The sequence below is a fragment of the Nocardioides seonyuensis genome (assembly GCF_004683965.1).
GTDB classification, from domain to species: domain Bacteria; phylum Actinomycetota; class Actinomycetes; order Propionibacteriales; family Nocardioidaceae; genus Nocardioides; species Nocardioides seonyuensis.
Map to the genome: position 1 here is coordinate 3,055,415 of NZ_CP038436.1, position 12,283 is coordinate 3,067,697.

The 12,283-nt window shown below is 70.8% G+C and carries 15 protein-coding genes and 1 riboswitch; of the genes, 8 read left to right on the plus strand and 7 right to left on the minus strand.

The window, feature by feature from the left end:
- Window positions 1–3 precede the first annotated feature (3 nt).
- Window positions 4–969: an ABC transporter substrate-binding protein gene (locus EXE58_RS14820; protein ID WP_135268596.1), complete on the minus strand. Its 966-nt coding sequence runs from the start codon at window positions 967–969 to the stop codon at window positions 4–6.
- 94 nt (window positions 970–1,063) lie between these two features.
- A riboswitch (cobalamin riboswitch) is annotated at window positions 1,064–1,218 on the minus strand.
- A 54-nt stretch (window positions 1,219–1,272) separates the two neighbouring features.
- Between EXE58_RS14820 and EXE58_RS14825 the strand changes: the two genes are divergently transcribed.
- From EXE58_RS14825 to EXE58_RS14840, 4 genes are read left to right on the plus strand one after another with little or no spacing between them, the layout of a single operon-like run.
- Window positions 1,273–2,058, plus strand: a complete 786-nt coding sequence (locus EXE58_RS14825) for a siderophore-interacting protein (protein ID WP_135268597.1) — start codon at window positions 1,273–1,275, stop codon at window positions 2,056–2,058.
- Window positions 2,058–3,044, plus strand: a complete 987-nt coding sequence (gene era / locus EXE58_RS14830) for a GTPase Era (RefSeq protein ID WP_135268598.1) — start codon at window positions 2,058–2,060, stop codon at window positions 3,042–3,044. Before EXE58_RS14825 ends, era begins: the two co-directional genes overlap by 1 nt.
- 46 nt (window positions 3,045–3,090) lie before the next feature.
- Window positions 3,091–3,336 (plus strand): hypothetical protein, encoded by a 246-nt coding sequence (locus EXE58_RS14835; protein ID WP_135268599.1) that lies wholly within the window; start codon window positions 3,091–3,093, stop codon window positions 3,334–3,336.
- Between the two features lie 54 nt (window positions 3,337–3,390).
- Entirely contained in the window at window positions 3,391–3,984 is a 594-nt protein-coding gene (locus EXE58_RS14840) for a GNAT family N-acetyltransferase (protein ID WP_135268600.1), read from the plus strand.
- 149 nt (window positions 3,985–4,133) lie between these two features.
- Here the strand turns inward: EXE58_RS14840 and EXE58_RS14845 are convergent, their stop codons facing one another.
- The 3 genes from EXE58_RS14845 to EXE58_RS14855 form a co-directional block, all read right to left on the minus strand.
- Window positions 4,134–4,652, minus strand: a complete 519-nt coding sequence (locus EXE58_RS14845; RefSeq protein ID WP_167288922.1) for a GrpB family protein — start codon at window positions 4,650–4,652, stop codon at window positions 4,134–4,136.
- Between the two features lie 91 nt (window positions 4,653–4,743).
- A complete protein-coding gene (locus EXE58_RS19560) occupies window positions 4,744–5,583 on the minus strand; it encodes a septum formation family protein (RefSeq protein ID WP_341869507.1) in 840 nt (279 codons plus the stop codon).
- Entirely contained in the window at window positions 5,580–6,065 is a 486-nt protein-coding gene (locus EXE58_RS14855) for a flavodoxin family protein (RefSeq protein WP_135268603.1), read from the minus strand. Before EXE58_RS14855 ends, EXE58_RS19560 begins: the two co-directional genes overlap by 4 nt.
- A 35-nt stretch (window positions 6,066–6,100) precedes the next feature.
- Between EXE58_RS14855 and EXE58_RS14860 the strand changes: the two genes are divergently transcribed.
- Both EXE58_RS14860 and leuA read left to right on the plus strand, forming a co-directional pair.
- Window positions 6,101–6,859 carry a class I SAM-dependent methyltransferase gene (locus EXE58_RS14860; RefSeq protein WP_135268604.1) on the plus strand — a complete coding sequence of 253 codons (759 nt, stop codon included), beginning with the start codon at window positions 6,101–6,103 and terminating at the stop codon, window positions 6,857–6,859.
- Between the two features lie 195 nt (window positions 6,860–7,054).
- Window positions 7,055–8,773: a 2-isopropylmalate synthase gene (gene leuA / locus EXE58_RS14865; protein ID WP_135268605.1), complete on the plus strand. Its 1,719-nt coding sequence runs from the start codon at window positions 7,055–7,057 to the stop codon at window positions 8,771–8,773.
- Here leuA and EXE58_RS14870 read toward each other — a convergent pair.
- Window positions 8,760–9,242: a GNAT family N-acetyltransferase gene (locus tag EXE58_RS14870; RefSeq protein ID WP_135268606.1), complete on the minus strand. Its 483-nt coding sequence runs from the start codon at window positions 9,240–9,242 to the stop codon at window positions 8,760–8,762. The genes leuA and EXE58_RS14870 overlap by 14 nt on opposite strands.
- Before the next feature lie 49 nt (window positions 9,243–9,291).
- Here EXE58_RS14870 and EXE58_RS14875 point away from each other — a divergent pair, with 49 nt between their 5' ends.
- Window positions 9,292–10,152, plus strand: a complete 861-nt coding sequence (locus EXE58_RS14875; RefSeq protein ID WP_135268607.1) for an alpha/beta fold hydrolase — start codon at window positions 9,292–9,294, stop codon at window positions 10,150–10,152.
- Here the strand turns inward: EXE58_RS14875 and EXE58_RS14880 are convergent.
- Together EXE58_RS14880 and EXE58_RS14885 are read right to left on the minus strand one after the other, a co-directional pair.
- On the minus strand, window positions 10,149–10,805 hold the full coding sequence (locus tag EXE58_RS14880) for a hypothetical protein (protein WP_135268608.1): 657 nt from the start codon (window positions 10,803–10,805) through the stop codon (window positions 10,149–10,151). The two genes, EXE58_RS14875 and EXE58_RS14880, sit on opposite strands and share 4 nt — an antisense overlap.
- A gap of 74 nt (window positions 10,806–10,879) precedes the next feature.
- The gene (locus EXE58_RS14885; protein WP_135268609.1) at window positions 10,880–11,443 is read right to left on the minus strand and encodes a FlgD immunoglobulin-like domain containing protein; all 564 of its coding nucleotides are present in this window, start codon (window positions 11,441–11,443) and stop codon (window positions 10,880–10,882) included.
- Window positions 11,444–11,533: 90 nt separating this feature from the next.
- Between EXE58_RS14885 and recO the strand changes: the two genes are divergently transcribed.
- On the plus strand, window positions 11,534–12,262 hold the full coding sequence (recO, locus tag EXE58_RS14890) for a DNA repair protein RecO (RefSeq protein WP_135268610.1): 729 nt from the start codon (window positions 11,534–11,536) through the stop codon (window positions 12,260–12,262).
- Window positions 12,263–12,283: the final 21 nt, after the last annotated feature.

Below are 12,283 nucleotides of genomic sequence, written 5' to 3' on the forward strand. Positions count from 1 at the left end.
GGGTCAGTTCGCTGGCGCGTGCTCGGAGACGAGCGCGGCGATGGTCTCGGCGAACTCCACGACCCGAGGTCCCCAGCGGCTCGTCACGTCCTCGTCGAGCTCGATGATCCCGCCGTTCTCGACGGCGTCGAGCCCCTTCCAGCCGGCGCGCTCGGCGACGTCCTCGGGGTGGATGTCACAGCACTCGGAGTCGGCCAGCAGCACGAAGTCGGGGTCGGCCGAGACGACGTACTCGGCCGAGAGCTTCGGGTAGAGGTCGCCGTCCTTGGCAGCCGCGTCGGCGATGTTCTCCAGACCGAACAGGCCGTACACCTCGCCGATGAAGGTGCCGCTGCTGGCGGTGTAGAGGTCGGGGGAGAGCTCGTGGAAGTAGGTCAGCCCCGACACGTCCGGGGCGGAGGCCACCGCCTCCTCGACGCCCTGCTGGGTCTCCGCGACCACCTGCGCCGCCTCGGCGACGTGACCGGTCGCGGCGCCCACGCGTTCGATCTGGGCGTAGGCCTCGTCGAGGTCGCTCGCCGACGGGAGCAGGAGGGTGGGCACCCCGGCGTCCTCCAGGCCGGCGACCAGGTCGCCGCTGTCGCCGGCGGAGATCACCAGGTCGGGCGCGTGGCCGAGGATCGCCTCGACGTTGGGCTCGTAGCCGGAGAGCTTCGTGGACGGGACGCCCTCGGGGTGGTCGGACTGGTCGTCCACGGCGACCACCTGGTCGCCTGCACCGACGGCCCACAGCATCTCGGTGGCGGTCGGGCTCAGGGAGACGATCGACTCCGGTCGGGCGTCGACCGTGATCTCGGTGAGGTCGCCTTCCTGCCCGGACGCGACGGTCACCGGGAAGCTGGCGTCGGTGGTCTGGTCGCTGCTGGGCCGGTCGGCCGAGCCGTCCCCGGCGTCGGCCTGGCCGCATGCCGCGAGCAGCGAGGCAGCGAGGAGCAGTGCGCCTGAGCGCGCCGCGAGGTGATGGGACATGGTGTTCCTCCGGTTTCGTGCGGAGGACGAGAGAAGTCGGCCGCCGAAACCAGGTGGTCCCGCCTGCACGACTCACCTTCGTCCGAGGCGAGTTGCGTGGACCACGGAGTCAGGTGACCTGGCTCGTCCGGCCCCAGACATCGATCGGGGCCGGCTTCACAGTTGCGGGACAGCGCCGGTTTCTCACCGGACTTCACTGAGCGCCGTGGCGCCCTCCTGGGAGGGCGCACGTACTCTAGCGAACAGCGTCTGCGGTCGGGCACGGGGGCTGGACCGAGGAGCCGCGCGGCTAGCCTTGCCGGTGTGAGCACCCGCGCAGCGCGATACGAGGCGACCGTACGACGCCGTGAGTCGCTGTCGGACCACCTCGTCAGGCTGGTGCTCGAGCTCGAGCAGCCCGACGGCACGGAGGCCTTCACCTCGACGGGGGTGCCCGACGAGTGGGTCGGACTCGTGGTGCCCGGGCAGTTCCAGAGCCGCTACTACACCGTGCGCTCGTTCGCCGGGGGCGAGGTCACCCTCGACGTGGTCGTGCACGACGTCGGGCTCGTGACGGAGTGGGCGATGCGTGACTGCGTCGGTGACGCGGTGACCATCACGGAGCCGAAGGCGTCCTTCGACCTGCCTGCCGACGCCGAGTGGCTCCTCATGGTGGGGGACCTCACGGCGATGCCGGCGATGGCCCGTGTCGCCGAGGCCCATCCCGACCTGCCGACGCGGATCCTCGCGGAGGTCTCCGACGACATGACCGGCTACCTGCCGTCCGGTCCCGACGTGGCGTGGCTGTCGCCGCCGGCTCCCGGCCAGAGCGCGCTCGCCGAGGCCGTCGAGTCGCTGGAGTGGCCCTTGGGCCCCGGCTACTTCTGGATGGCGGGGGAGTCGGCGCAGATGCGAGCGATCCGCAAGCACCTGATGCGCGAGGTCAGGCTGCCGAGCTCCCACTACGACGTGATGGGCTACTGGCGCGCCACGGCCGGTCGTCAGCCGCGGGCAGTCGACCCGGGGCCGATCTGGCGAGCGGGCAAGGCAGCAGGCAAGACCGACGAGCAGATCTGGGCCGACTACGACGCAGCACGGGAGACCACCTGATGAGCGAGCACGACCGCGACTTCGACGTCAGCGGGGTGGCCCCCGCCGGCCCCGTCTACGGCACGCGACCCGAGGGCTTCCGCAGCGGCTTCGCCAGCTTCGTGGGGCGCCCCAACGCCGGGAAGTCCACGCTGACCAACGCCCTCGTGGGCAGCAAGATCGTCATCACGTCGTCCAAGCCACAGACGACGCGCACCGTCGTGCGCGGGATCGTCCATCGCGCCGACGGGCAGCTCATCCTCGTGGACACTCCCGGACTCCACCGTCCCCGCACCCTCCTCGGGGAGCGCCTCAACGACCTGGTCACGACGACCTGGGCCGAGGTCGACGTCGTCGCCGTGTGCTTCCCGGCGAACGAGAAGGTCGGGCCCGGTGACCGGTTCATCGTCAACGAGCTGGCCAAGGTGCGTCGTACCACCAAGATCGCGATCGCGACCAAGACCGACCTCGCGACTCCCGAGCAGCTCGCCGAGCACCTCGTCTCGATCGCCGAGCTCGGGCGGGAGACCGACACCGAGTGGGCCGAGATCGTGCCCGTCTCGGCAGTGTCTGGCGACCAGGTCCAGCTGCTCGCCGACCTGTTGCTCGCCCTGATGCCCGAGGGACCTCCGCTCTACCCCGACGGCGACCTCACGGACGCGCCGGAGGAGGCCATCGTCGCGGAGTTCATCCGCGAGGCGGCGCTCGAGGGCGTGCGCGACGAGCTCCCCCACTCCATCGCCGTGCTCATCGAGGAGATGAACCCCCGCGAGGGCCGGCCGGCGGACAAGCCGCTGCTCGACATCCACGCCAACCTCTACGTCGAGCGGGACAGCCAGAAGGGCATCATCATCGGCCACAAGGGCTCTCGCCTGCGCGACGTCGGCAAGGCTGCTCGCCTCCAGATCGAGGCCTTCCTGGGCACGCCGGTCTACCTCGACCTCCACGTCAAGATCGCCAAGGACTGGCAGCGCGACCCGCGCCAGCTCCGCAAGCTGGGCTTCTGACGCGTCGAGCCGTATGGCGGCCGGGGCTGCTGGGTACGTAGCGCCCATGTCTGAGATGAACCAGCAGGACGCCCGCATCACCGCCCTCCGTGCCGTGGTCGACCGGGTGACGTCGTGGCAGGAGACCGCCACCGACGGCACCATCCACGAGGAGCTCGACCGCGGCCTCCAGGAGGCCGGCGTCACCCTCACCGACGAGCAGCGCGACTCCGTCGCCCAGCAGATCTCCGACGGCCAGGAGGTCGACGTCGAGGCCCTCGCCGCCGACAGCGAGGCGGGCGGCCCCGCCTGATCCTCACGGGCCGGACCGTGGACAGCGGGGGCCCAGGCGTGCCAGCGTCCCTGCATGCCTGAGTTCAGCTGGCTCCCGGCCAACCGTGCTGCGGTCGAGGACGTCGAGGCTGTCTTCGCGGCGAGCGGCGCCAACAAGTGTCGTTGCCAGGCCCTCAAGGTGCCGGACTGGATCTGGCGCGACTCGACCCAGGAGCAGCGGGACGCGGCGTTGCTCGAACAGACCGCGTGCGGCACGGCGGGGCCGACGTCGGGGCTGATCGGCTATGTCGACGGCGAGGCAGCGGGCTGGGTCGCGGTGGAGCCGCGGGAGAACTACCCCCGGCTGTGGAGCCGGAAGCAGGCATGGATGCGGATGGACCCCGAGCTCGAGGGCGTCTGGTCCGTGACGTGCTTCGTCGTGCGCAAGGGCATGCGGAAGACGGGCCTGACCTACGAGCTGGCTGCCGCCACCGTGGAGTACGGCGAGCAGGTCGGTGCCCGCGTCCTGGAGGGCTACCCGATCGAGCCGCCGCCGGGCAAGGCCGTGATCTGGGACGAGGCCTCCGTCGGGCTGCTGCAGATCTTCCTCGAGGCGGGGTACGACGTCGTGGCCTCGCCGACCCTCCGCCGACGCGTGGTGCGTCGACAGCTGGCCGGCTCCCCCTGACAGTCGTGCGCACACGTCAGTGCCCCCGCCGTGTGTTGCACCATGACCACGCGGTGTGACTGCTGCGCGGACTCGGCGCGTGGTCGCCGTACTCTGCGCACCTGACCTCCTCGCCCGCGCGGAATGCGGCGCGAGCGGAGGCGGAGCGGTCAGGGATGCTCGGCGAGGACCTGCGCCACGAATGCTGCCTTCGCCGCCGTGTAGGCAGAACGGTCATGGGCTTCGCGCACGAGGGTGCGCTTCAAATGCTCGTACTCCTGCCGGAGCCGTGGGTCCGCACGAAGCGCGTCCCTGAATCGAAGACGCACGCGCCACTCATCGCTCCCTCTCGCGATGAGAGACAGGTGGTGGGTCCTTCTCGTCTCTGGTCCTCGGGGGAGGAAGATCCGGTCCACGTAGACCCGGTCGGGCATGAACGTGTAGCCGCGTGAGATCAAGCGGTTGATGACCTGTTGCCGATCGGGCCAATGGAGCGACGCCTGCATGTCGATGACCGGTTTGGCCGCCGAGCCGGGGATCGCCGTGCTGCCGATGTGCTCGACCTCCAGGAGCTGAGGCGCGGCTGTGAGAAGTGCCGATCGTTCAAGCTCGAACCGATGAGGCCACTCGGGGTCGTAGTCGCGGAGCTCCAGGGCTCCCCGCGCTAGGCCGACGACGTCTTCGTTCACACAGTCGATGCTAGGTCCGTCGTGCGCTCATCGGCATGCGCGGATGCTCCGGCCGCGGGTCCTTGCCGTGCCGCCCGCGGACCGCAGGAACTCAGGCGGGCACCCAGCAGATCCCGTAGCGCTGGCCGGCCGCCCACTGCTTCTTCGTGGGCCGCTCCTCGACCCAGCGGAACTCCAGCGGGTCGTCGGACCGCTCGCGCGCAGCTGCCCGGCACGCGGGCTCCATCCGACCCGCGACGACGCCGGCCTCGGGGAAGCGGGGCCCGGGCAGGTCCACGCTGGCGATGGCCTTCCAGGCGTGCTTTCGGAGGCATGCGACCCGGGTGAACGCCTTGGTGCCCGGTTCGGCCGTGCCGCACATGGCCAGGGCGGGCAGGTCTCCGGAGCCGGCGGTTCGGCGCGGAAGGCGCATCAGGACGTCCGGCGCGGCGACGACGACCAGGTCGCAGCGGAACCAGTCGGCCCCCGCCTCGGCGTCCGCGACCGTGGGGGTGAACCAGACGGCCCTGGCCATCGTGAGCCGCATCTCCACCGGCGTGATCCCGAGATGGGAGGCCGCGCGGCGCGGGCACGTCTCCGCCGGCCTCCTCTGGGCCGCGGGCGAGTCGACCGCGAGGGTGCGCCCCTCCCTCTCGAGGTCGAGTCGTCCCACGAAGAACGTCTCGGCGGTGTGTGGTCGCCGGCACGAGGTCGGGGGCAGCTGTGTGGTCGGAGCCACGGCCGTGGCGAGGGAGAGGCGGTGACACTCGCCCCTCCGGGGCCTGGGCTGCTCGGGAGTCGGCGTCGCTGTCGGTGTCTCGTCCGACGTGGAGGTGCTCGAGGGGGCAGACGAGGCATCAGGCTCCTCGGGAGGGGACGTCGTACACCCCGAGACCAGCAGCACGAGCGCAGCGAACCCGCCCAGCGCGAGGCGTCCTCGCACCGTGGTCACTCGCTCAGCAGGGCGGCGAGCGTGGCGCCCAGGTCGTACGACGCCTCGCGCTCGGTCTCGCCGACGTCGCCCAGCACCTCGAGGACGGGGGCGGCCTGCTGCCAGGGCAGCGCCCCGAGGATCGACTGCACCGATCGGACGGCGCCGGTGGTGTCGTACCGGCCGTGGACCCACAGCCCGTAGGGCTTCTTGCCCCCGGACGCGGCCGCTGCCGAGCCGTCGTCGGTGAGGGCGCCGCCGGCCTCGAGGAAGATCGTGTCGAAGAAGTGCTTCAGCGCCCCGGACATGTAGCCGAAGTTCGCGGTGGTTCCGAAGAGGTAGCCGTCCGCCGACAGCACGTCGTCCGCCCCGGCAGACAGTGCCTCGCGGACCACGACCTCCACGCCCTCGATCGCGTCGTCCTGCGCGCCGGCCAGGACGGCGTCAGTGAGTGCACGCACGGTCGGCGTGGGGGAGTGGTGGACCACCAGCAGACGGGGCATGACGACAGCCTAGGAGAGGAGTAGCGTCGTGGGGCGTGAGCTTCGATGTGCCCGGCGAGGACTACGACCGGTTCATGGGCCGCTACTCCCGGCCGCTCGCGCAGGAGCTCGTCGACCTGGTCGGGGTCGTGCCCGGGAGCCGGGCGCTCGACGTGGGCTGCGGCCCAGGGGCGCTCACTGCTGTGCTCGCAGGTCGTCTCGGCCCGGAGCGGGTGAGCGGGGTCGACCCGTCCGCCTCGTTCGTCGAGGCCTGCCGCGCGCAGGTCCCGGGGGCGGACGTGCGGCAGGGCACCGCCGAGTCCCTGCCGTTCGAAGACGACAGCTTCGACGTGGCGGCCGCCAACCTGGTCGTCCACTTCATGGCGGACGCAGTGGCGGGGCTCACCGAGATGGCCAGGGTGACGCGTCCGGGGTGCTGGGTCGCCGCCACGGTCTGGGACCTTGCGGGCCGGCGTGCGCCGATGGCGCCGGTGTGGGACGCGCTCGAGCGGGTTGCGCCGGGTGACCCCGGAGAGGGACACCTCCCGGGCGGGACGGCCGGCGAGCTCGAGACGTTCTTCGTCGAGGCCGGGCTCACCGACGTCGTCGGCACCGAGCTGGCGGTCACCGTCACCCACCCCACGTTCGAGGAGTGGTGGGCGCCCTACCTCCACGGGGTCGGGCCCGTGGGTGAGGTCGTCGAGAGACTGGGGCGCGAGGGGCGCAGCCGGCTCGAGGCCGACCTGCGGCAGCGCCTCGGCGCGGGTCCCTTCGACATCACGGCCGTGGCGCACGCGGCTCGCGGCCGTGCCTGACCCGGCTGCTGGACTCGGCGTGCCGGGTTCGTCCCGACGGGTTATCGTGGGGTCATCATGATGCGCAACCTCCTCCTTGGCTGCCGCAGCGAGGCCTCCCAGAGTCGATAGGGAACCGGCCCCCTCGTTGCGGAGAGTGGCGCGCGCCGGTCGCCCTGGGGCCCACGGCCCATGACAAGCCCAGCGAGGAATCCCATGATCACCAGCAGCCCTGCACACGACCGCAACCCGCAGCAGCCCAGCGGCATGCCCCACCGGCGCTACGAGCCGTTCCTGCCCCCGCCGCTCGAGGACCGGACCTGGCCGGCGCAGAAGATGACGAAGGCGCCGCGCTGGTGCGCGGTGGACCTGCGCGACGGCAACCAGGCGCTCATCGACCCGATGAACCCCACGCGCAAGAAGCAGATGTTCGAGCTGCTGGTGCGGATGGGCTACAAGGAGATCGAGGTCGGCTTCCCGGCGGCGTCCCAGACCGACTTCGACTTCGTGCGGATGCTCATCGACGAGGACCTGATCCCCGACGACGTCGTGATCCAGGTGCTGACCCAGGCGCGTGAGGAGCTCATCGAGCGCACCTACGAGTCACTGCGAGGCGCCAAGCAGGCGATCGTCCACCTCTACAACTCCACCTCGACCCTGCAGCGGCGCGTGGTCTTCGGCCTCGACGAGGACGGCATCCTCGACATCGCCGTGCGCGGTGCAGAGATCTGCAAGAAGTACGAGGAGCTCGTCCCGGGCACCGACGTGTTCTACGAGTACAGCCCCGAGTCCTACACGGGGACCGAGCTGGAGTTCGCCGTCCGAGTCTGCAACGCAGTCCTCGACGTCTGGAAGCCCACGGCCGAGAAGCCCGTGATCGTGAACCTCCCCGCCACCGTCGAGATGGCCACCCCCAACGTCTACGCCGACTCGATCGAGTGGATGGGGCGCCACCTGCGCCACCGGGAGCACGTCATCCTGTCCCTGCACCCCCACAACGACCGAGGCACCGCGGTCGCGGCGGCCGAGCTGGGCTACCTGGCGGGGGCGGACCGCATCGAGGGCTGCCTCTTCGGCAACGGCGAGCGCACCGGCAACGTCTGCCTGGTGACGCTGGGCCTCAACCTCTTCACCCAGGGCATCGACCCTGAGATCGACTTCTCCGACATCGACGAGGTCCGCCGCACGGTGGAGTACTGCAACCAGCTCCCGGTCGCCGAGCGCCACCCCTACGGCGGCGACCTCGTCTACACCGCCTTCTCCGGCTCCCACCAGGACGCCATCAAGAAGGGCTTCGAGGCGCTGGAGCGCGACGCCGCCGCTGCCGGTGTGCCCGTCGACGACCACGTGTGGGCGGTGCCCTACCTCCCCATCGACCCCAAGGACGTCGGCCGCACCTACGAGGCGGTCATCCGGGTCAACAGCCAGTCCGGCAAGGGCGGGGTCGCCTACGTCCTCAAGGCCGAGCACAAGCTGGACCTGCCGCGGCGGGCGCAGATCGAGTTCAGCCGGGTCATCCAGGAGCGCACCGACTCCGCGGGCGGCGAGGTCACGCCGGAGGAGATCTGGGCGGTCTTCCGCGCCGAGTACCTCGACCGCGAGGCCCCGCTGCGGCTCAACTCCGTCCACACCTCGAGCGCTGCCGGCGAGCAGGACCAGCTGACCGTCGGCGTCTACGTCGACGGCGAGCGCCACGAGCTGCACGGCCTCGGCAACGGCCCCATCGCGGCGTTCGTCGACGCCATCGCGCAGGTCGGCCACGACGTGCGGGTGCTCGACTACGCCGAGCACGCCCTCAGCTCGGGAGGCGACGCGACGGCTGCGGCCTACGTCGAGTGCGCGGTGGGCGACAAGGTCGTGTGGGGTGTCGGGCTCGACGCCAACATCGTCACGGCGTCCCTCAAGGCGGTCGTCAGCGCGGTCAACCGCGCCTGAGGACCATCTCCTCGACCTGCAGGCCCGAGCCCTCGCGCAGCGGCTCCCACACTCCGGTGGGTTCGAAGCCGCAGGAGACGTAGAGCGCCCGGGCGCCGTCGTTGCCCTCCGTCACGTGGAGGTACGGCGTGCGCCCGGCGGCGTGCGCCCACGCGACCACGTCCCCGAGGATCCGGCGCCCCAGGGCCTGCCCGCGGAAGGCCGGATCGGTCCACATGCCCCACACCATCGCGGTGCGCGGGTCGTCAGGTGGGGCGAACCCGCCTCCCATCGCGACCGCCCGCTCGTCGTGGACCGCCACCACCGTGGGATTCGGGCCGCGCAGCCGCTCGCGCCAGAGCTCGTCGGGGTGGGCCAGGGCCTGGGCGTGCAGCACGCTGAACGCGTCCGGGCTCTCGGCGAGCGCCCGGAGCCGGATGTCGCGCACGAGCTCCCAGTCGCCTTGCTCCGCCCGCTTGATGTCGACCACGCCGTGAGCGTCCCACGCCCCACCCGGTGACCGCGACTACATTCAGACCATGCTGGTGAGCGAACGGATCGGGCAGTTCTTCGTCGAGTCCGAGGCCGGGCGTGACCGTCTGGAGTACACCGAGTACGGCTCGGGCGACCAGTGGGTGGTGCTGGTCCACGGCCTGCTCATGCCGCGCCGGATGCAGCAGCCGCTGGCCCGGGCGATGGCCGCCCGTGGACTGCACGTCGTCACCCTGGACCTGCTCGGCCACGGTCGCTCCGACCAGCCCGCCGACCCGCTCGTCTACTCGATGACCGCCTTCGCCGAGCAGGTGGTGGCACTGCTCGACCACCTCGGCGCCGAGCGTGCGGTGCTGGGAGGCACCTCGCTGGGAGCCAACGTCGCCCTGGAGGTCGCGGTGATCGCCCCCGAGCGGGTCAAGGGCATGGTCGTGGAGATGCCCGTGCTCAACAACGCGCTCGTGGCGGGCATCGTCGCCTTCGTCCCGCTCATGTTCGCCGCCCGCTACGCACCCTTCACCGTCAACACGGTGCAGAGGCTCGCACGTGCTGTCCCGCGAGGGATCGTGCCCTTCTGGGCGGGCATCGGCCTCGACACCGTCGACCACCGGGCAGACAGCCTGGCTGCCGTCCTCCACGGCGTCATCTTCGGCCGGATCGCCCCCTCCTCGAGCCAACGTCGGCGCATCCAGGCGCCTGCACTCGTGGTGGGGCACCCGGTCGACCCGATCCACCCGTTCGTCGACGCCGACATGCTCGCCGCCGAGCTGCCCGACGTCCGCATCGAGCGGGCCAGCAGCATCCTGGAGTGGAGGATCCGCCCCGAGCGGCTCACCGACGCCGCGGTGGAGTTCGCGCTCGAGTGCTGGGCAGGTCCGAACCGGGAAGTCCGCCGACGCAGGCGCTAGCGGCCACGGATCCCGAGGTAGCGCACCTTCACGGTGAACTGGCCCACGTCGAACGCGTGGGTGCCTTCCGTGCGGAACCTCCACATCGCCCCCGAAGGAATCCGCAGGTCCTCGTACTCATCCAGGACTCCTCCCTTTCCTAAAGCAGGGTCATCGACCCATTGCGTCTGCGCCGCGCTGCTCGAGCTGGCAACCTCGGAGTAGCCGATCTCGGAGTTGTGGACCTCCACTATGCCGGGGTCGGTCTCGCCGGGCACGGTAGGTGTTCCGGTGAAGCCCACCTTGAGGGCGGCGACTCCCCGCACGGCACCCTCGATGGGCAGGAAGTGGGTGCTCTCAGCAACCGCGGAGGTCCTGAAGGGGTCGTCGCACACGCCAGCCAGGTGGGTCAGTCCCCTGTTCAGCTGGCGGCTGGGCTGAACTGTCCCGCAGTTGTTGTCGTCGGGGCAGTACTGGTCACGGCACAGGTCGGCGGCGGAATCTCGGGCGCGCACGGTGCGGGTCTCCTTGATCCAGCGGAGCCGTTCCTTCGACACCCACAGCCGTAGCGGTCTTCCACGGCCGGTGTTGCCGGCTCGGTCCACCCCGGTGACGTAGGCGAGGTATCGACCGGGGGCCAATGGTCGCCCGGCGTCGTCGCGTGCCGTCCACACGAACGGAGCGTCGTCACCCCTCGGGTGCCTCGGCAGCTGGCGTCGTGCGACCACGTGGCCTCCGTGATCGGCGATCACGAGAGAGGCACGGCGGTTGCCCACCACCCCCCTGGGATCCCCAGGAGCTCGAGGCTGTCCTCCACTGTCCGCGATCGCGGATAGATCGCAAGGGTCTCGCTGCGGAGACCTGTGTATCCGTAGGGAATCACCCGAGCCCGGAACCTGCGGGCCACGGCGACGTACATCTCGTCCGCACCGGCCGAGGTCAACAGCTCTACCCTGTACGCGCCTTCTCTGACCCTGCGTCCGCCAGGGGCAGTGCCGTCCCACGTCCACGTGTGGACACCTGCGCTCCTGCGACCCAGGGAAGCGGTGAAGACCGGCCGGCGCACTCCCAGATGGAGAGTGACGCGAATCCGTACCTCCGAGCTCGTCGGCAGCCGGTAGCGCAACCGGGCGTGGTCCTTCACCCCGTCCCCATTGGGAGAGAACGACGAGTCCACAGCGTCGAGGAACTCGGGATCAGTGTCTCCCGTCGAGGCGGAGGAGGCGACGTCCGCGACCGTGGAGCATCCCAGGGCGAGCAGAGTTGCCAGGATCATGGGAGCGAGTCGCCCCCCGGCCGAGATGCGCAGCATCCTCGGGAACCTACTCCATGCTCATGTGCGCCTGCGCCGAAGCGGGCGCGCCGTACCCCCTGATGACCGAGCACGGGGGACAATGGCCCGGTGCCCCTCTATCGCGACGAGGCGGTCGTGCTGCGCACCCACAAGCTGGGTGAGGCCGACCGCATCATCACCTTGCTGACGCGTCAGCACGGTCGAGTGCGCGCGGTGGCCAAGGGCGTGCGCCGCACCACCTCGCGGTGGGGCTCTCGGCTCGAGCCGTTCACCCACGTCGACCTGCAGCTCGCCGAGGGCCGCAGTCTCGACACCGTCACCCAGGCGGAGACGATCGACCCCTTCCACGGACGCCTGGGGCTCGACTACGAGCGCTACACCGCGGGCACGGTGATGCTCGAGACGGCCGAGCGCCTCGTCACCGAGGAGAAGCAGCCGAGCGTCCAGCAGTTCCTGCTCCTGGTGGGGGGCCTGAGAGCCCTGGCAGGCGGCGAGCACGGCGCGGGACAGGTCCTCGACTCCTACCTCCTGCGGTCCCTCGCGGTCGCGGGCTACGCCCCGTCGTTCGACCACTGCGTCTCCTGTGGTGACGAGGGCCCCCACCGGTTCTTCAACCCCTCCGCGGGGGGAGTCCTGTGCACCATGTGCAAGCTGCCGGGATCGGCGACGCCGGCCGAGGGGACGATCCGTGCGCTGGCTGCCCTGCTGTCGGGGGAGTGGCAGGTCGTCCACGCGAGCGATCCACGGCACCTGCGCGAGGCGAGCACCCTGGTCGCTGCCTACCTCGCCTGGCACGTCGAGCGCGGCCTGCGCTCGATGGCCTACCTCGAGCGTTGACCCGGGGCCTGCCCCCTAGGC

Coding starts and splice junctions, on each gene's coding strand:
- EXE58_RS14840 (WP_135268600.1), top strand. CDS start 3,391: ATGCCTGAGTTCAGCTGGCTCCCGGCCAACCGTGCTGCGGTCGAGGAC.
- EXE58_RS14885 (WP_135268609.1), bottom strand. CDS start 11,443: ATGCTGCGCATCTCGGCCGGGGGGCGACTCGCTCCCATGATCCTGGCA.
- EXE58_RS14855 (WP_135268603.1), bottom strand. CDS start 6,065: ATGCCCCGTCTGCTGGTGGTCCACCACTCCCCCACGCCGACCGTGCGT.
- EXE58_RS14835 (WP_135268599.1), top strand. CDS start 3,091: ATGTCTGAGATGAACCAGCAGGACGCCCGCATCACCGCCCTCCGTGCC.
- leuA (WP_135268605.1), top strand. CDS start 7,055: ATGATCACCAGCAGCCCTGCACACGACCGCAACCCGCAGCAGCCCAGC.
- era (WP_135268598.1), top strand. CDS start 2,058: ATGAGCGAGCACGACCGCGACTTCGACGTCAGCGGGGTGGCCCCCGCC.
- EXE58_RS14875 (WP_135268607.1), top strand. CDS start 9,292: ATGCTGGTGAGCGAACGGATCGGGCAGTTCTTCGTCGAGTCCGAGGCC.
- EXE58_RS14820 (WP_135268596.1), bottom strand. CDS start 969: ATGTCCCATCACCTCGCGGCGCGCTCAGGCGCACTGCTCCTCGCTGCC.